Source organism: Pseudomonas sp. stari2 (genome assembly GCF_040760005.1).
Lineage (GTDB): Bacteria > Pseudomonadota > Gammaproteobacteria > Pseudomonadales > Pseudomonadaceae > Aquipseudomonas.
In genome coordinates this window covers 5014934-5032109 of record NZ_CP099760.1, presented here as the reverse complement: position 1 = coordinate 5032109, position 17176 = coordinate 5014934, and the positions used below count along the sequence as shown (strand labels likewise).

Annotated in this window: 18 protein-coding genes; 11 read left to right on the top strand and 7 right to left on the bottom strand. The window is 59.3% G+C overall.

Annotated features, from left to right (window positions below):
• Positions 1-17 precede the first annotated feature (17 nt).
• The gene (locus NH234_RS23040) at positions 18-254 is read right to left on the bottom strand and encodes a DUF3820 family protein (protein ID WP_003213031.1); all 237 of its coding nucleotides are present in this window, start codon (positions 252-254) and stop codon (positions 18-20) included.
• 204 nt (positions 255-458) lie between these two features.
• Here NH234_RS23040 and NH234_RS23035 point away from each other — a divergent pair, with 204 nt between their 5' ends.
• Positions 459-926, top strand: a complete 468-nt coding sequence (locus NH234_RS23035) for a PA2169 family four-helix-bundle protein (protein WP_367254395.1) — start codon at positions 459-461, stop codon at positions 924-926.
• A gap of 57 nt (positions 927-983) precedes the next feature.
• Here the strand turns inward: NH234_RS23035 and NH234_RS23030 are convergent, their stop codons facing one another.
• Both NH234_RS23030 and NH234_RS23025 read right to left on the bottom strand, forming a co-directional pair.
• Positions 984-1454: a MaoC family dehydratase gene (locus NH234_RS23030; RefSeq protein WP_003227420.1), complete on the bottom strand. Its 471-nt coding sequence runs from the start codon at positions 1452-1454 to the stop codon at positions 984-986.
• A 42-nt stretch (positions 1455-1496) separates the two neighbouring features.
• Positions 1497-2441 (bottom strand): lysophospholipase, encoded by a 945-nt coding sequence (locus tag NH234_RS23025; RefSeq protein WP_367254394.1) that lies wholly within the window; start codon positions 2439-2441, stop codon positions 1497-1499.
• 249 nt (positions 2442-2690) lie between these two features.
• Here NH234_RS23025 and fadD2 point away from each other — a divergent pair, with 249 nt between their 5' ends.
• Together fadD2 and fadD1 are read left to right on the top strand one after the other, a co-directional pair.
• On the top strand, positions 2691-4379 hold the full coding sequence (gene fadD2, locus NH234_RS23020) for a long-chain-fatty-acid--CoA ligase FadD2 (RefSeq protein WP_085730301.1): 1689 nt from the start codon (positions 2691-2693) through the stop codon (positions 4377-4379).
• A gap of 351 nt (positions 4380-4730) precedes the next feature.
• The gene (fadD1, locus tag NH234_RS23015) at positions 4731-6428 is read left to right on the top strand and encodes a long-chain-fatty-acid--CoA ligase FadD1 (RefSeq protein ID WP_085730302.1); all 1698 of its coding nucleotides are present in this window, start codon (positions 4731-4733) and stop codon (positions 6426-6428) included.
• A gap of 46 nt (positions 6429-6474) precedes the next feature.
• On the opposite strand, the gene NH234_RS23010 is transcribed toward fadD1, so the two are convergent.
• Positions 6475-6852 carry a hypothetical protein gene (locus NH234_RS23010; protein ID WP_007951149.1) on the bottom strand — a complete coding sequence of 126 codons (378 nt, stop codon included), beginning with the start codon at positions 6850-6852 and terminating at the stop codon, positions 6475-6477.
• A gap of 197 nt (positions 6853-7049) precedes the next feature.
• Between NH234_RS23010 and NH234_RS23005 the strand changes: the two genes are divergently transcribed.
• From NH234_RS23005 to def, 3 genes are all read left to right on the top strand, one after another.
• A complete protein-coding gene (locus NH234_RS23005) occupies positions 7050-7241 on the top strand; it encodes a CsbD family protein (RefSeq protein WP_367254393.1) in 192 nt (63 codons plus the stop codon).
• Positions 7242-7418: 177 nt separating this feature from the next.
• Entirely contained in the window at positions 7419-8369 is a 951-nt protein-coding gene (locus tag NH234_RS23000; protein ID WP_085730304.1) for a YihY/virulence factor BrkB family protein, read from the top strand.
• Positions 8370-8371: 2 nt separating this feature from the next.
• Complete coding sequence (def, locus tag NH234_RS22995) at positions 8372-8911, top strand: peptide deformylase (RefSeq protein WP_007951144.1); 540 nt, start codon at positions 8372-8374, stop codon at positions 8909-8911.
• On the opposite strand, the gene NH234_RS22990 is transcribed toward def, so the two are convergent.
• Positions 8912-9331, bottom strand: coding sequence for a GNAT family N-acetyltransferase (locus NH234_RS22990; RefSeq protein ID WP_085730305.1), 420 nt, complete (start codon positions 9329-9331; stop codon positions 8912-8914).
• 323 nt (positions 9332-9654) lie between these two features.
• Between NH234_RS22990 and NH234_RS22985 the strand changes: the two genes are divergently transcribed.
• From NH234_RS22985 to NH234_RS22965, 5 genes are all read left to right on the top strand, one after another.
• Complete coding sequence (locus tag NH234_RS22985) at positions 9655-10596, top strand: fatty acid desaturase (RefSeq protein WP_085730306.1); 942 nt, start codon at positions 9655-9657, stop codon at positions 10594-10596.
• 7 nt (positions 10597-10603) lie between these two features.
• The gene (locus NH234_RS22980) at positions 10604-11395 is read left to right on the top strand and encodes a PhnD/SsuA/transferrin family substrate-binding protein (RefSeq protein ID WP_085730307.1); all 792 of its coding nucleotides are present in this window, start codon (positions 10604-10606) and stop codon (positions 11393-11395) included.
• 127 nt (positions 11396-11522) lie between these two features.
• A complete protein-coding gene (locus tag NH234_RS22975; RefSeq protein ID WP_367254392.1) occupies positions 11523-12068 on the top strand; it encodes a sigma-70 family RNA polymerase sigma factor in 546 nt (181 codons plus the stop codon).
• Positions 12065-13078 carry an ABC transporter substrate-binding protein gene (locus NH234_RS22970; RefSeq protein WP_085730309.1) on the top strand — a complete coding sequence of 338 codons (1014 nt, stop codon included), beginning with the start codon at positions 12065-12067 and terminating at the stop codon, positions 13076-13078. Before NH234_RS22975 ends, NH234_RS22970 begins: the two co-directional genes overlap by 4 nt.
• A gap of 526 nt (positions 13079-13604) precedes the next feature.
• Positions 13605-14924: a methyl-accepting chemotaxis protein gene (locus NH234_RS22965; protein ID WP_367254391.1), complete on the top strand. Its 1320-nt coding sequence runs from the start codon at positions 13605-13607 to the stop codon at positions 14922-14924.
• A 59-nt stretch (positions 14925-14983) separates the two neighbouring features.
• Here NH234_RS22965 and NH234_RS22960 read toward each other — a convergent pair whose 3' ends face one another.
• The gene (locus tag NH234_RS22960) at positions 14984-15550 is read right to left on the bottom strand and encodes a hypothetical protein (RefSeq protein WP_367254390.1); all 567 of its coding nucleotides are present in this window, start codon (positions 15548-15550) and stop codon (positions 14984-14986) included.
• A gap of 154 nt (positions 15551-15704) precedes the next feature.
• Positions 15705-17129 carry an MFS transporter gene (locus tag NH234_RS22955; protein WP_367254389.1) on the bottom strand — a complete coding sequence of 475 codons (1425 nt, stop codon included), beginning with the start codon at positions 17127-17129 and terminating at the stop codon, positions 15705-15707.
• Between the last annotated feature and the right edge of the window lie 47 nt (positions 17130-17176).

Below are 17176 nucleotides of genomic sequence, written 5' to 3'. Positions count from 1 at the left end.
CGGATCAGTAAAGCGCCTCAGTGGCGCGGGGCGGGTTTGCCATGTTTGGCGCGCAGCGGTTCAAGCAGCTCCGACAGGCCGTTGTGATCGATCTCCTGCATCAGCGCCAGCAAGCCGCCGAGTTCGCCATGGGGGAAACCTTCCCGGGCGAACCAGTTCAGGTACGGGCCGGGAAGGTCGGCAATGATCCGTCCCTTGTATTTGCCGAAGGGCATTTCGCGGGTGATCAGCAGTTCGAGTTTTTCGGGGTTCATCGCGGGGATCGTCTGAGTTCGTAACAGTCTGGAAAATACAGGCATTCTGCATGCAGGCCAAATGACAGATCATGCAAATAACAGGCATACAGATTTCTTTTGTATCTCTAACTTATTGAAATTAAACAACTAAATTCAAAATAAAAAACTGGCACGACCACTGCAACACTCCTTGCATCTTTCACCCACGCAAGGAATTGAAAAATGACTGACATGAATAAAGAAGCCATCTCCGTCCTCAACGACCTGATCGAAACCAGCAAGGACGGTCAGGAAGGGTTCAAGACCTGCGCTGAAGACATCAAGCACCCTGAACTGAAAGCTCTGTTCGTGAAACGCTCCGCCGACTGCGCTACCGCTGCCGCCGAATTGCAGGCGACCGTGCGTTCGATGGGCGGCGATCCGGAAACCTCCACCAGCGTCAGCGGTGATTTGCACCGTCGTTGGGTCGACGTCAAAGCGATGTTCACCGGCAAGGATGAAGAGGCGGTGCTCAACGAAGCCGAGCGCGGTGAAGACCACGCCCTGAAGGCCTATCGCGAAGCGATCGAGAAGATCAACAAGCACAACCTGGTCGGCATCCGTGATCTGGTCGAGCGCCAGTACCACGGCGTGCAACGCAATCATGATCAGGTGAAAGCGCTGCGTAACCAGGCTCGCGCACGCTCGTAAGCGTTCGAGGCCAATAAAAAACGCCAGCTAGTCTGGCGTTTTTTATGTCGAGGACAATCAGCCGATGCTGATGGCCGGCAAGGTCGGCAGGGTAACGGTCTGTTGTTTACGTGGAGCCAGAATCTCGGCTTCACCGTCCACCACCAATTCATCGCGCTGGTTGAATACGCGAGTGGCAATGCGCACACGGAATTTCGGCAGTTTCTCGAGGATTTCCAGGCGCACGGTCAGGGTGTCGCCGATCTTCACCGGTTTCTGGAAGCTCATTTGCTGACCGATATAAATGGTGCCCGGCCCAGGCAGCTCGCACGCCACGGCCGCACTGATCAGCGCACCGCTGAACATGCCGTGGGCAATACGCTCCTTGAACATGCTGGCGGCGGCGAACTCGGCGTCCAGGTGCACCGGGTTGTGATCGCCGGACATCGCAGCGAACAGCTGAATGTCGCGCTCCTCGACGGTCTTGCTGTAGCTGGCGGTCTGGCCGACTTCGAGGGCTTCGTAAGGGATGTTGGTAACCTGGGTCATCGGTATCGGTTCCTGTGACGGATTAAATGAATCCACAAAAAATTATTCGCTGCGGTGCGGACGGGGATGGCTCAGCGCCTGGTCGATCCAGGCCAGCACATCGGCAGTCACTTCGTCGCGGTTGGTCTCATTGAACAATTCGTGCCGGGCCTGCGGGTAGATTTTGAGTTGCAGGTTCTGGCTGCCGGCCGAGCGCAAGGCATTGGCCAGATCAGTCAGACGCTTGCCTTCGCTCACCGGATCACATTCGCCACCAATCACCAGCAGCGGCAGGCCCGGGTCGATCTGGGCGAGATTGGACGCTTTGCTGATTTGCTGCAACCCGCCGAGCAGGTCGATCCATAGCTGGTTGGTGCAGCGAAAGCCGCACAGCGGATCGGTGGCGTACTTGTCGACTTCGGCCGGATCTCGACTCAGCCAGTCAAACGCGGTGCGCGCCGGTTTGAATTTATTGTTGAACGAGCCGAACGACAGCCATTCGATCAGCGCGCTGCGACCCTTGGCGCCCTGGCGCAGTTTTTCGATCCGGGCGATCTGCCGCGCCGCGCGGTACAGCGCAACCGGCTGGAAATTCGAGCCGCTGAGAATCGCGCCGTGCAGGCTGGCGCTGTGATGCACCAGATAAGCCTGCGCGATGTAGCTGCCCATGCTGTGCCCGAGCAGCACGATCGGCACGCCGGGATGGCGCTGGCCGATGTGCTGGTTGAGGCTCGCCAGATCACCGACCACCTTGCACCAGCCATCGTCGTCGGCGAAATGCCCGAGCGTCCCATGATCGGCGGTTTTGCCATGGCCGCGCTGATCGGGCGCGTACACACCGTAGCCTTCGGCGCAGAACGATTCGGCCAGTCGCGCATACCGAGCGCTGTGCTCGGCCATGCCGTGGGCCAGCAGAATCACCGCCTTCAGCGGCGCGTTCGGCAGCCACTGATTGACGAAGAGGCGGCTGCGGTCACTCGCGTCCAGCCAGAAAGTGTCGTGGATCATGGCGATTCCTTTTGCGGCATGCTTTTGTTGCAGGGGATTGCAGAGATTGCATTGTATAGCGCGTCCGATCAGCTCACGCCACGGCAGGAAGATTCACACGATCAATGAGGACGTTGCCCATATTTGCCTGAATGACCATAGCTGCTAGTGTCCGTGAAGCCCCGCTTTTTGCTTTCGGCTTTTTCAAGGACAAGAGAAAAATGACAGCGACGCGGCCCCGGATCGGCTCAGGTAAAGAGGACAAGAACAATGCAACCTGATTTCTGGAATGACAAACGCCCGGCGGGCGTGCCCCTGGACATCGATGCGAATGAATTCAAGTCGGTGATCGAGGTGTTCGAGCGTTCCTGCAAGAAATTCGCTGATCGCCCGGCGTTCAGCAATATGGGCGTGACCCTGACCTACGCCGAGCTCGAGCGCCAGAGCGCCGCGTTCGCCGGTTATCTGCAAACCCACACCGATCTGGTGCCGGGGGATCGCATCGCGGTGCAGATGCCCAACGTCCTGCATTATCCGATTGCCGTGTTCGGCGCGTTGCGCGCCGGGCTGATCGTGGTCAACACCAACCCGCTGTACACCGCGCGCGAGATGCGTCATCAGTTCAAGGACTCCGGCGCCCGGGCGCTGGTGTACCTGAACATGTTCGGCCAGAAAGTCCAGGAAGTGCTGCCGGACACCGACATTCAATATCTGATCGAAGCGAAGATGGGCGACCTGATGCCCACCGCCAAGGGCTGGCTGGTCAACACCGTGGTCAGCAAAGTGAAGAAAATGGTCCCGGCGTATTCGCTGCCCCAAGCGATTTCCTTCAAGAGCGCCTTGCGCATGGGCCGGGGCCTGGGCATCAAGCCGCTGAAGGTCGGCCTGGACGACATCGCCGTGCTGCAATACACCGGCGGCACCACCGGTCTGGCCAAGGGCGCGATGCTGACCCACGGCAATCTGGTGGCGAACATGCAGCAGGTTCGCGCCTGTCTCGCCCAGTTTGGCAGCGACGGTCAGCCGTTGTTGCGCGAAGGTCAGGAAGTGATGATCGCGCCGTTGCCGCTGTACCACATCTATGCCTTCACCGCGAATTGCATGTGCATGATGGTGTCGGGCAATCACAACGTATTGATCACCAATCCACGGGACATCGGCGGCTTTATCAAGGAGCTGAAGAACTGGAAGTTCTCGGCACTGCTGGGGCTCAACACCCTGTTCGTCGCGCTGATGGATCATCCGGACTTCAAGACCCTGGATTTCTCCACGCTCAAACTCACCAACTCCGGCGGCACCGCGCTGGTCAAGGCTACCGCCGAGCGCTGGGAGCAGCTCACCGGTTGCCGCATCACCGAAGGCTACGGCCTGACCGAAACCTCGCCGGTGGCCTGCACCAACCCGTACGGTGAGCTGTCGCGGATCGGTACGGTCGGCCTGCCGGTGCCGGGCACCCGGTTGAAAGTCATCAATGACGACGGCGTCGAGCAGCCTTTGGGAGAGCGCGGCGAACTGTGCATCAAGGGCCCGCAAATCATGAAGGGCTACTGGCAGAAACCCGAGGCCACCGCCGAGGTGCTGGACGCGGAGGGCTGGTTCAAGTCCGGCGACATCGCGGTGATCGACCCGGACGGGTTCGTGCGCATCGTCGACCGCAAGAAAGACATGATCATCGTCTCCGGTTTCAACGTGTACCCGAACGAGATCGAAGACGTGGTGATGGCTCACCCGAAAGTCGCCAACTGCGCAGTGATCGGCGTACCGGACGAACGCTCCGGGGAAGCGGTGAAGCTGTTCGTGGTGGCGCGGGAAACCGGGGTCAGCCTGGAAGAGCTGAAGGCCTATTGCAAAGAGAATTTCACCGCGTACAAGGTGCCGAAACACATCGTGCTGCGTGAGTCGTTGCCGATGACGCCTGTCGGGAAAATTCTGCGGCGTGAGTTGCGCGATATCGCCTGATCGCTGAATGACTGCGCCTGATGCATTCGCGTTGAGGCCTGAAGATCGCAGCCTCTGGTGGCTTCCTTGAAGCCGCTGAAGGCGGCGATCTTTTGCTTTTTGTCCCTGAATTCCGGGGCTTTCAGAGAGTTATAGGATTTTTGCTCTAAAATGACTGCCAGTGGTTCTTGAGTCATTAAAATGACTGTAGGGGCCGCTTTTGGCTCTAGTCGACCCTTGGCAAAGCTGCTACTCTCGGCGCGCTTTGTGACTTCTCGGCCTTGTAAAAAGCCAGACTCACCAATAAACAAACACCAATAATAATCGCATCAAATGCGGTGCTGAATTCGCGTTGCTGAGGAGTGGGCTTCCATGATCGAAGACTTTTGGAAGGATAAGTACCCCGCTGGAATTGCTGCCGACATCAATCCAGACGAGTACCCGAATATTCAGGCAGTGTTGAAGCAATCCTGCCAACGCTTCGCCGACAAACCGGCGTTCAGCAACCTGGGCAAGACCATCACCTACGGTGAACTGTACGAATTGTCCGGTGCGTTTGCCGCTTATCTGCAACAGCATACCGATTTGCAGCCCGGTGATCGAATCGCCGTGCAACTGCCCAACGTGTTGCAGTACCCGGTCGCCGTCTTCGGTGCCATCCGTGCCGGGCTGATCGTGGTCAACACCAACCCGCTGTACACCGCGCGGGAAATGGAACACCAGTTCAATGACTCCGGTGCCAAAGCGCTGGTGTGCCTGGCGAACATGGCGCACCTGGCCGAAGCCGTGGTGCCGAAAACCGGCGTCAAACACGTCATCGTCACCGAAGTCGCCGACCTGCTGCCGCCGCTCAAGCGCCTGCTGATCAACAGCGTCATCAAGTACGTGAAGAAAATGGTTCCGGCCTATCACCTGCCCAAAGCCGTCAAGTTCAACGACGTGCTGAGCAAGGGCCAGGGTCAACCTGTGGCCGAAGCCAACCCGGACAGCGGCGATGTCGCGGTGCTGCAGTACACTGGCGGCACCACCGGTGTGGCCAAGGGCGCGATGCTGACCCACCGCAACCTCGTCGCCAACATGCTGCAGTGCAAGGCGCTGATGGGCTCCAACCTCAATGAAGGCTGCGAGATCCTGATCACGCCGCTGCCGCTGTACCACATCTATGCGTTCACCTTTCATTGCATGGCGATGATGCTGATCGGCAACCACAATATCCTGATCAGCAACCCGCGCGACCTGCCGGCGATGGTCAAGGAACTGTCGAAGTGGAAGTTCAGCGGTTTCGTCGGCCTCAATACGCTGTTTGTGGCCCTGTGCAACAACGAAGCTTTCCGCAAGCTGGATTTCTCGGCGCTGAAAGTCACCCTGTCCGGTGGCATGGCGTTGCAACTGGCCGCCGCCGAGCGCTGGAAAGCGGTCACCGGTTGCCCGATCTGCGAAGGCTACGGCATGACCGAAACCAGTCCGGTGGCCACGGTCAATCCGATCCAGAACATCCAGATCGGCACCATTGGCATTCCGGTGCCGTCGACCCTGTGCAAAGTCGTCGACGACGCCGGTGTCGAGCAGCCGCTGGGCGAAATCGGCGAGCTGTGCGTCAAGGGCCCGCAAGTGATGAAAGGCTACTGGCAGCGTCAGGAAGCGACCGACGAGATGCTCGACAGCGAAGGCTGGCTGAAAACCGGCGACATCGCGGTGATCCAGCCGGACGGCTACATGCGCATCGTCGATCGCAAGAAAGACATGATCCTGGTCTCGGGTTTCAACGTGTATCCGAACGAACTGGAAGACGTGCTGGCGACCCTGCCGGGCGTGTTGCAGTGCGCGGCCATCGGCATTCCGGACGAGAAGTCGGGCGAGGCGATCAAGATCTTCATCGTCGCCAAGCCGGGCGTTACGTTGACCAAGGAAACGGTGATGGAGCACATGCGCGCCAACGTCACCGGCTACAAGGTGCCGCGCTCGGTGGAGTTCCGTGATGCGCTGCCCACTACCAACGTCGGCAAGATCCTGCGCCGCGAGTTGCGCGACGAAGAGCTGAAGAAGATCAAGGCGAAGAACGCCGCGTAAAAAAAAGCCCCGCAGATGCGGGGCTTTTTGTTGGTGCAGGAATCGCTTACTGGCGGAACGGCGCGAAGTTAACGTTGGTGCCGGCCGGGCGCATGTCCTGCAGGTACGAGTCCTTGTCGGCGCTCAGTTCCAGGCTCAGGGCTGCCTTGCGCTTGCCTTCGTTGCGGATCACCAGGCCTTCGAGCTTCTCGCGCAGAAACACGGTCGGCACTTTCAGGTGCAGCAGTTCGTCGGTGGCCGGGGTGTGCATCAACAGGTGAATCCACTCGTACTGACCGATGGCCAGGCGCGACACCGGCAGATCGAACCACCAGATGTTGCGGTTGCGGTTCAGTTCGGCGAAGTGGCAGTTGTTGGTGCCGAGCACGGCACCGCCCAGTTCCTGGTTGCGACGGGCGATGGCCTGCTTTTTATCGAGTTTCATAACATTCCTGCGGGATCGGTTCTGTGGCGCCTGGCGCCCTTATGGTGGGCATTCTCGGGGCTACGCTCGCAAACATAAAGCCCAACCTGCATGCCGCGACGAAATGAAGCCCTGAAAATAAATGAAACTTGGCGCAAACCGGGCCAGTCAATCTTTACGTACTGACTTTCCTCGTTAATGCACCAAGGAGAAACACCATGAGTAGCACAGGCGATAAAGTAAAAGGCATGGCCAACGAAGCGGTCGGCAACATCAAGCAAGGCGTCGGTAAAGCCACCGACAACACCAGGCTGCAGGCCGAAGGCAAACTGCAAGAGAAGCAAGGCGAGGCCCAGCAAGCGGTGGGCAAAGTCAAGGACGCGGTCAAGAAAGGCGTCGACAAGGCTTGATCGAGCCTTGAACGAAACAACGAAGCGGCCATCCAAGGATGGCCGTTTTTGTATCCCGTTCACATGCGGTCATGGATCACAGTGTTTCAAAGTCGCCAAGTGAGCTACTTTGATGAGAGAAAAACGGCCCCTGAGTCGCCACGACTTCAACCTGTTTTGCGGCGAAAGGAGACGCGAATGATTTTCCCCGACATGAAAGGCCTGCCCCTGCACCGGGTCATTGTGCGCACCGTCACCGAGTTCATGGATGACGAAATGTCGACCTATGCCTCGGCACTGGCCTACCAGATGCTGTTCTCGCTGTTCCCGTTCATTCTGTTCCTGATTGCCCTGATCGGTTTCCTGCACCTGCCGGACTTCTTCTCCTGGCTGCGCCTGCAATCGGAGCTGGTGTTGCCGCCCCAGGCGCTGGAGCAGGTCAACCCGGTGATCGACCAGTTGCAGCAATCCAAGGGCGGCCTGCTTTCCGTGGGTATCGTCATCGCCCTGTACACCGCGTCCGCCGGTGTGCGCCTGATGATGAGCGCGATGAACGCCGCCTACGACGTGGTCGAAGGCCGGCCGATCTGGAAGCGTTTCCCGCTGTCGATTTTCTACACCGTCGGCATCGCCGGCATGTTGCTGGTGGCCGCAGCGCTGATGGTGCTCGGCCCGCAGGTGATGGGTTGGATCGCCGCGCAGGTCGGGCTGGAAGATTTCATCGTCACGGTGTGGACCATCGCCCGCTGGCCGGTGATCGTGATCCTGATGATGGTGGCCGTCGCGTTGATCTACTACGTGATGCCCGACGTCAAACAGGAGTTCCGTTTCATCACCCCGGGCTCGGTGCTGGCGGTGGTGGTGTGGATCGTCGCGTCCCTGGGGTTCGCGTTCTACGTCAAGACGTTCGCCAACTACAACGCCATGTATGGCAGCATCGGTGCGATCATCGTGCTGTTGCTGTATTTCTACATTTCCGCCGCCGTGCTGTTGCTGGGCGCGGAGATGAATGCGGTGATCGAACACATGTCCAGCGAGGGCAAGGACCCGGGCGAGAAAGTCCCCGGCGAACTCGATGAACATCCCAAACAACACGTTTCCGGCCTGGGGCGCGATCAATCGCTCAAGCCGAACACTGACGAAGCCTGACCATGATCCGTGAAATCCTGAAGATGGGCGACGAGCGCCTGCTGCGCATTGCCCCACCGGTACCCGCCGAGATGCTCGACAGCCCGGAGTTGTGGCAACTGATCGACGACATGTTCCAGACCATGGAAAGCGTCGGCGGTGTCGGTCTGGCTGCGCCGCAGATCGGCGTCGACCTGCAACTGGTGATCTTCGGCTTCGAGCACAGCGAGCGTTACCCGGACGCCGAAGCCGTGCCGCAGACGATCCTGATCAATCCGCTGATCACGCCGCTCAGTCCGCTGATGGAGGAGGGTTTCGAAGGCTGCCTGTCGGTGCCCGGCCTGCGTGGCGCGGTGGATCGTTACCAGCAGATCCGTTACGAAGGCGTCGACCCCAAGGGCGAGCCGATTGTGCGCGTGGCCTCGGGGTTCCACGCGCGGGTGGTACAGCATGAATGCGATCACCTGATCGGGCGGCTGTACCCGTCGCGCATCACCGATTTCAGCAAGTTCGGCTTTACCGAAGTGATGTTTCCGGATCTCGATCCCAACGCTGACGATTGATCAGCCAGTGCGCGGCGCCAGTTCCATGGCAATCATAGGCTTGCTCCGCGCATAACGGCTCAGGCGCTCGGCCATCGCCTGGGGCAAGGCGGGGTCGAAGGTGAAGCCGCACCGCTCATAGAACCCGCGCAGGTCAGGGTGGCAGAACAGCCACACCGGCGCCTCGACGTCCTTCACCGCTTCGCTGATCAACTGCGCGGCAATGCCTTGTTCGCGACAGGCCGGATCAACGAACAACCCGGTCAGCCAATGCCCGCCGAATACCGGCCGCAGGCACAGCGCAGCAACGATTTCCTCGCGCCGCGCCACCCACAATTGCGCCTCGCGCACCGCTTTCATCGACGATTGATGCTGGCGGTAGAACTTGTTCATCAAAGGCCAGGACAGGTCGTCGAGCTGGCTGTAACGGGTGTCGGTCATGAATCGGACTGCCGGTGCAAAAGTCGCGGATTATAAAACAACGTACTCGCCGGGATAGGTGTATACCTGATCTCACATCCCCTTCAGAGGAGTACGCGTCATGTCCAAAGGTATGGATGCGAAGAAAGCTGCGAAGAAGAAACCGGCCAAGACCGCGATCGAGAAACGCCATGAGAAAAGGGCGAAGAAAGTCGACATTTTTGGCCATTGATCACGCCGTTCGGGAGCCCGGATCCGGGCTCCCGCTGCCTCTTTGAAAATAAACTGCAAGAATCTCCGTTGTCGTTGCACAGAAGGAATGGACTCCTTTTCCGAGCAACGCCATGGCCCATTACTTTGACGATCAGCATCGTCAGCAAATCGAAACCCTGCGCCAGCGCTTCACCGCCCGTACCGACTGGCCGACCTGGCTGTTGCTGATCGGCGTGTACGGCGGCTGGTCCGCGATTGTGCTGGGCAGCGAACGGTTGGGCGTCTGGTGGAGCACGTTGCTGCTGATTCCGTTGCTGGTGCTGTGGCTGTCGGTGCAGCACGAACTGCTTCATGGGCATCCGACGCGCTGGAACCTCATCAACAAAGTCCTCGGTTATGCGCCATTCGCGGTGTGGTATCCGTACACGCTCTATCGCGACAGCCATCTGCAGCACCATCGTGATGAAGACCTGACGATTCCCGGTCTCGACCCTGAAAGCCGCTACCTGAGCGCCGACCGCTGGCAGGGCAGTTCGTTGTTCGAACGCAGCCTGCACTGGATGAACAAGACCGTGCTCGGCCGATTCATCCTCGGCGCACCGTTGGCGTTGCTGGCGCTGGCCGGTGAAGAGTTGCAACGTCTGAAAAAAGGCGAACGCCAGGCCTGGCTGATGTGGCTGACCCACGGAACTCTGACCGTTCTGATGCTGTTTTTCATCGCCCGCTACAGCGCATTGCCGGTCTGGCATTACCTGTTTTTGATCAGCGTGCCGGCGCTGTCGATTGCGATGGTTCGCTCTTACTATGAACACCGGCCGCACACACAACCGGAACAGCGCACGGTGCTCAACGAAGCCGGATGGCCTTGGCGCTGGCTGTTCCTGAACCTGAATTTCCATCTGGTGCATCACGATTTGCCGAAGCTTTCGTGGTACGACTTACCCAAGGCCTACCGCATGCGGCGGGAGCAATGGGTCGAACGCAGTGGCGGATTTCTGGTGCAAGGTTATGGGCAACTGTGGCGCCGGAACGGCTTCAAACCGATCGACAGCCCGCAGCATCCGTTTATTTGAGGCCACCATGACGTCAGGTTACGCAGAGCTGTTGATGTACATCGCCCCCGAGCCGATCCGCGCGGCGAACGAGCAGTGGCTGGCGCGGATTCTCGATCACTTGGGCCGCTCGCGACTCAAGGCCGAAGGCTTGTCGCTGCCCGAACTCTGGCGGTCGCCGCAATTGTTGCTGACCCAGACCTGCGGTTATCCGCTGATGACCGCGTTGCGTGGCCAGGTCAGGCTTGTCGGCCGTCCGCGCTACGAATTGCCGGACGCCACGGCCGGCAATCATTGCAGCCTGATCCTTGCCCGCGCCGATGATCCGCGCCGCAGTCTGGCGGAGTTCTTCGACAGTCGCGGGGTGATCAACAGCGAAGACTCCAACAGCGGCATGAACCTGTTGCGTCAGCGCCTGGCACCGTTGCAGCGGGACGGGCGTTTTTTCGCTTCTGTCGGCCTCAGTGGCGGTCACCGCGAGAGCCTGCGCTGGTTGCGTGAAGATCGCGCCGATCTGGCGGCCATCGACAGCGTGACGTTTGCCTACCTGAAGCAGCACGCCGCCGAAGAAGTGAGCGGATTGCGGGTGGTAGCGCGCAGTGCGTTCAGCCCGACCTTGCCCTTTATCACCGTCTCCAGTGCTTCGGACACGCAGATCGAGCAGTTGCGCCGGGCGATGAACCGCAGTCTGCAAGACTTGCCGGACGTGGCTCGTATCCTCGGTTTGCCCGAAATCCTGCCTGCCAGCGATAGCGATTACCTCGTCTTGCTGGATTATCAGCGTGAGGCCGAAGAACTGGGTTACGGCCGCTTGCGCTAGCGGTCTGGAATAATTCTTTAATGGAATATAAAAATTCTTTTTAAGTATTTTTAACGCATAAGGCACCTTGCTAGGATCGCGCCACCGGACGACCGGACATTCAGCGACCCTTGACCAAGGAGCCCCCATGTCCGGCGCCGACGCATCCCATCGCAATCATGTGAACACGTTGTTTCGCGACCATTACCCATGGTTGTGTGCACGCCTGCGTCGGCAATCGAACGATGCAGCCAGCGCCGAAGACATCGCCGCCGAAACCTTCGCGCAACTGCTCGAAGCCCCGGGCCTGACCGCCATCCGCGAACCCCGCGCCTTGCTCACCACCATCGCCCAGCGCCTGCTGTACGAGCGCTGGCGGCGGGGCGATCTGGAGCGTCGGCATTTGCAACAACTGCAACAACGCGACCTCGATCACGCGCCGTCTCCCGAAGAGCTCGCCGACCTGTCGCAGAGCCTCAAGCAACTGGACCGGACGCTCCAGCGCCTGCCGGGCAAGGTGCGCTCGACCTTTCTGCTGGCCCGCATCGACGGCCTGACCTACCCGCAAATCGCTGCCGAACTGGGCATCTCCCAGCGTTCAGTAAGCATGTACATGACCCGTTCCCAAGCCCTGTGCAATCGCCACAGCGCCAACCAAACCCTGATTTCCTCCCAGAACAAGAGGTCCGCATGAGATCGATCAAAACCCTGCTCGGCAGTTCGCTGCTGGCCCTGACCTTGACTGCCGGGCACGTTGTCGCCTCGGAAACAAAAGCGCCGATCCACTTCGGCGACATCACCTGGGAAAGCGGCAGTTTCATCACCGAAGTGCTGCGCCTGATCGTCGAGAAAGGCTACGGCTACCCGACCGACACGCTGCCTGGCAGCACCGTCAGCCTCGAAGCGGCGCTGGCGAAAAACGACATTCAAGTGATCGGCGAAGAGTGGGCCGGGCGCAGTCCGGCGTGGGTCAAGGCTGCCGCCGAGGGCAAGGTGTTCGGCCTCGGTGACACCGTGAAGGGCGCCACCGAAGGCTGGTGGGTGCCGGAATACGTGATCAAGGGCGACCCGGAGCGCGGGATCAAACCGCTGGCGCCGGAACTGAAGTCCGTGGCCGACCTGCCGCGCTACAAGGATGTGTTCAAGGATCCGGAAGACCCGAGCCGTGGTCGCTTCCTCAACAGCCCGACCGGCTGGACCTCGGAAATCGTCAACAGCCAGAAGCTCAAGGCCTATGCGCTGAACGACAGCTTCGTCAACTTCCGCACTGGTTCCGGCGCGGCACTGGATGCCGAGGTGGCGTCGTCGATCAAGCGCGGCAAGCCGGTGCTGTTCTACTACTGGTCGCCAACACCGTTGCTCGGCCGTTTCAAACTGGTGAAGCTGGAAGAACCGCCGTTCGACGCCGAAGCCTGGAAAACCCTGGCCGATGCCAACAACCCCAACCCGAAAGGTACCCGCTCGATGCCGGCAAGCCTGGCGATTGGCGTGTCGGCACCGTTCAAGGCGCAGTACCCGGAACTGGTGACGTTCTTTGAGAAAGTCGATTTGCCGATTGATCTGCTGAACCAGACCCTGGCCGGGATGAGCGAGAAGCGTCAGCAACCACGTCAGGTGGCCGAAGCGTTTCTGCGCGATCAACCGCAAGTGTGGAAACCTTGGGTGCCGGGTGAAGTGGCAAACAAGGTGAGCGGGAGTCTGTAGTTCTTTTCCGATATTTCTGTAGTGCTACACCGACGCCATCGCGGGCAAGCCCGCGATGGCGTTCGACCAGACAAAACCTTTTTGCGCTGAACCGTTTCTCGTTCGTTTCCTGTCCGAATTCCCTCAGTGCTGGCCGACTAGTGGCCTTGCGCAAGGCCTTGTGCTGTCTATGCTCATTCAGAACTAACTATGTCGAATGCCCTTCAATGTGCTCCGACGGCAACCGGTTAGCCACGAACAAAGCTGCCAGAGTGCGCAATTCAAGGCACCGACACTTGACCGACAAGGAGCTGTTTTTAAATGGAAGTTCTTCTATACGTTAGGAATGGCCCGCCTGCGGGCTATCAAGAGAAGGATGTCTTGATTAGAGCGTCGCTGCATGGACTCTTTGATTAATCATCGTTTATCACCTGACAACTTCCTCCCGTGGAGGAATGCGTGTGCCTGTTCTGTGGAACGTGGTGGTGGATTCTGAAAGACCTGAACTTTCAACAAATCAAAGAACCGCGCGAAAGGTGATAGAGACATGTTCAACCTACATCACAAGGCTGACCTGCAGGAAATCGAGCGTTTCAGCTGTGCATTGACTGAAGCCAATGCGAAGTTGGCGGCGATCAGCCGTTCGATGGCGATGATCGAGTTCAGCCCCGACGGCATCGTTCTGGATGCCAATGACAACTTCTGCAAGACCATGGGCTACAGCGCCGAAGAGGTGCGTGGCAAACATCACCGGATCTTTTGTGAAGAAGAGTTCTATCGCAGCGAGGAATACGCCAAGTTGTGGCGTGACCTGGCCCGGGGCGAACCCATTAGCGGTACTTTTCTGCGCTTGAACAAGAGCGGCCGGGAGATCTGGCTCGAAGCCAGTTACATGCCGGTGTATGGCCCGGACAAACAAGTCCGCAGTGTGATCAAAGTGGCCTCGGACATTACGGCGCGAGTGAACAAGGAAAAAGAAGAGGAAAGCATGCTCGCCGCTATCAGTCGTTCGATGGCCGTGATCGAGTTCACCCCGGAAGGCAATGTGATCACGGCCAACGACAACTTCCTCAAGACCATGCAGTACTCGCTCAACGAAATCGTTGGTCATCACCACAGTCTGTTCTGTCACCGTGCCGAAGCCGAGTCGGCGCAATACAAGGCGTTCTGGGCCTCGCTCAATCGCGGCGAATATCACTCGCACCGCTTCGAGCGCAAGAACAAGTCCGGACAGACCGTTTATCTCGAAGCCTCTTACAATCCGCTGTTCGACGCCAAGGGCCGGTTGTACAAAGTGGTGAAGTTTGCCAGTGACATCACCCATCAGATGACCACGTTGCAGACCGCTGCGGAATCGGCCCACAGCACCTCGGTACAAAACGACGCCTGTGCGCAAAAAGGCTCACAGGTCGTGCAGCAAACGGTGCAGATCATTCAGGATATTTCCCGCGACCTCAACGAAGCGGCGCTGAGCATCGATGCGGTGAGCAAGCAATCGGACATCATCGGCACCATCGTTCAGACCATTCGCGGGATCGCCGACCAGACCAACCTGCTGGCGCTCAACGCGGCCATCGAAGCGGCGCGGGCGGGTGAACACGGGCGCGGTTTTGCGGTGGTGGCGGACGAAGTGCGCAGCCTCGCGGCGCGGACCAGTCAGGCGACCCTGGAGATCGTCGATGTGGTACGCAAGAACCATGAGCTGTCATTGAGTGCAGTGTCGAGCATGCAGTCGAGCCTGAGCCGCACCGGGCTCGGGGTGGAACTGGCGAACGAGGCGGGGGACGCGATCCGCGAGATTCAGCAGGGCTCGCGGCATGTGGTGGATGCGATCAGCCAGTTCAACGAGACGTTGCAGTTGAACTGACGGCTTCACGGCTGAAAAAAAGGATCCCCGCAGGGATCCTTTTTTCATTGCGCCGTTCGTTAGAGCGAAGCGAGGAACTTGTCGGCCGACTGGTCGCTGATCTTCGCCGAGTTGGCGTCTTGCTTGTTCTGCTTCTCGGCTTCGGCCAGCTTCATCTTGTCTTGCAGGCGCTCGGCGATCTCTTTGCCGATGGCCAGTTGTTTCTCCGGCGGCATGGCTTTGATGTCGTCCTCGGTCAGGCCCATTTCTTTCAGGATACTGTCGCGCAGACGCTGTTCCGGCGTTTTGCTCATGTAGTCTTTGAACTCGTCCAGCGCCGATGAACCTGAGGACTTGGTCGGCGAAGCATCAGAGGTTTGCAGGGCGACGCGGGTCTTGGCGAATGCCTCGTCGACGTTGTCGCTGATGCGCGTGGCTTCGCTGACTTGCTGAGTGGTGAGCTGGGTGGCCGACTCTTGCACCTTGGCGGTGGCTTCAGCGGTTTGCGCCTGTGTCTGCGCTTGCAGGGTTTGCAGCATTGCGCCATGCAACCCGCCTTGCAGGCCGGCAGCGGCGGTGGTGGTTGCATCATCATTCAGGTGCTTGGGCAGATGGATGATTTGCTGTTGTTTTGCACTGACCAACATGATGGATAGACCTGTGGGTAATGGCTGTCGGTCTGATGGGAGCAAATACCGTGCCTTGCGAACATGTTCTTTGATTTCAGTGACTTGGGTTCAAACATAACCAAGCGAAGCGGTCATCCGTTGCCGTTAGGCGGCAGAGGATGACCGTTGTCTGTCAGCGATGGGCAATGTTTTCCAGCGCAAGGTTGCGGGTGCGGGGGCCGAAATAACCGATGGTCAACATCACGATCAGCATGCTGGCGACGATGAACGCCAACACGCCCGGTGTGCCGAAGTGATCGAGAAACAGACCGATCAACAGGCTGCTGAACACCGTCGACAACCGGCTGAACGAATAGCAGAACCCTACCGCCCGGGCGCGGATGTTGGTGGGGAACAGTTCGCTCTGATAGGAGTGATAACTGAAGCTCAGCCAGGCGTTGCAGAAGGTGATCATCACACCGCAGAAGATCAGGCCGAAGGCGCTGGTCTGCAACGCGAACAAGGTGCCGAAGGTCATGGCGCCGAGGGCCGAGCCGACGATCTGCCATTTGTTCTCGAAGCGGTTGGCGAATTTCACGAACAGCAACGGCCCGAGCGGGTAAGCGAGGGTGATGATGAACGCGTACATCAGGCTGTGAGTGACACTGACGCCCTGGCCGGAAAGCAATGCCGGCAGCCAGTTGCCGAAGCCGAAGAAACCGATGGCCTGGAAGATGTGGAAGACGATCAACATCAACGCCCGGCGGCGATACGGCGGTTGCCAGATGTCGGCGAAACGGCCCTTGCCTTCGACATCCACCGCCACTGCTTCCGGCGCGTCCAGTGGCTGGTGATGATCCTTCTCGCAGCGTGCCTCGATACCGTCGAGAATCCGGTTCGCTTCATCGAAACGGCCATGCTGAGCCAGCCAGCGCGGCGACTCCGGCAGGCGCTTGCGCAACCACCAGATGAACAGCGCAAACACTGCACTCGCCAACACCACCCAGCGCCAGCCGGACACTCCGAACGGCGTCTGCGGCACCAGCCACCACGACATCAATGCCACCGCCGGCACCGACAGGAACTGCACGAAAAACGCGAAGGCGAACGCCGAACTGCGCATGCGTTTGGGCACCAGTTCCGAGAGGTAGGCGTCGATGGTCACCAGTTCGATGCCGAGGCCGATGCCCACCAGAAAACGCATGCAGATGATTCCCAGCGCCGAACTCTGCACGCCCATCAGCACCGTGGCCACGGTGTACCAGACCAGCGCGAAGGTGAAAATCGCCCGCCGCCCGAAACGATCCGCCATGGGGCTGAGCAGGCTGGCACCGAGAAACAGGCCGAGGAACGTCGCCGAGGCGAACGCGGCCTGATCGGAGAAACCGAACACGCCCTGATTGCCGGTGGCGAAAATGCCGTCGCGGATCAGACCGGGACTGATGTAGGCGGTCTGGAACAGGTCGTAGAGTTCGAAGAAACCACCGATCGACAGCAGCGCCACCAGCCGCCAGATCGTGGCGACAGCCGGCAGGCGGTCGATGCGGGCGGAAATCTGTGCGGCGCGTATCGGGTCGATGCCGTCGCGTTGCGCGGCGGCGGGGGCGTGTGCAGTCATGGGCCGATCCATTTTTTTATGATGGAAAAGCTTAGCCTGCTATCGGA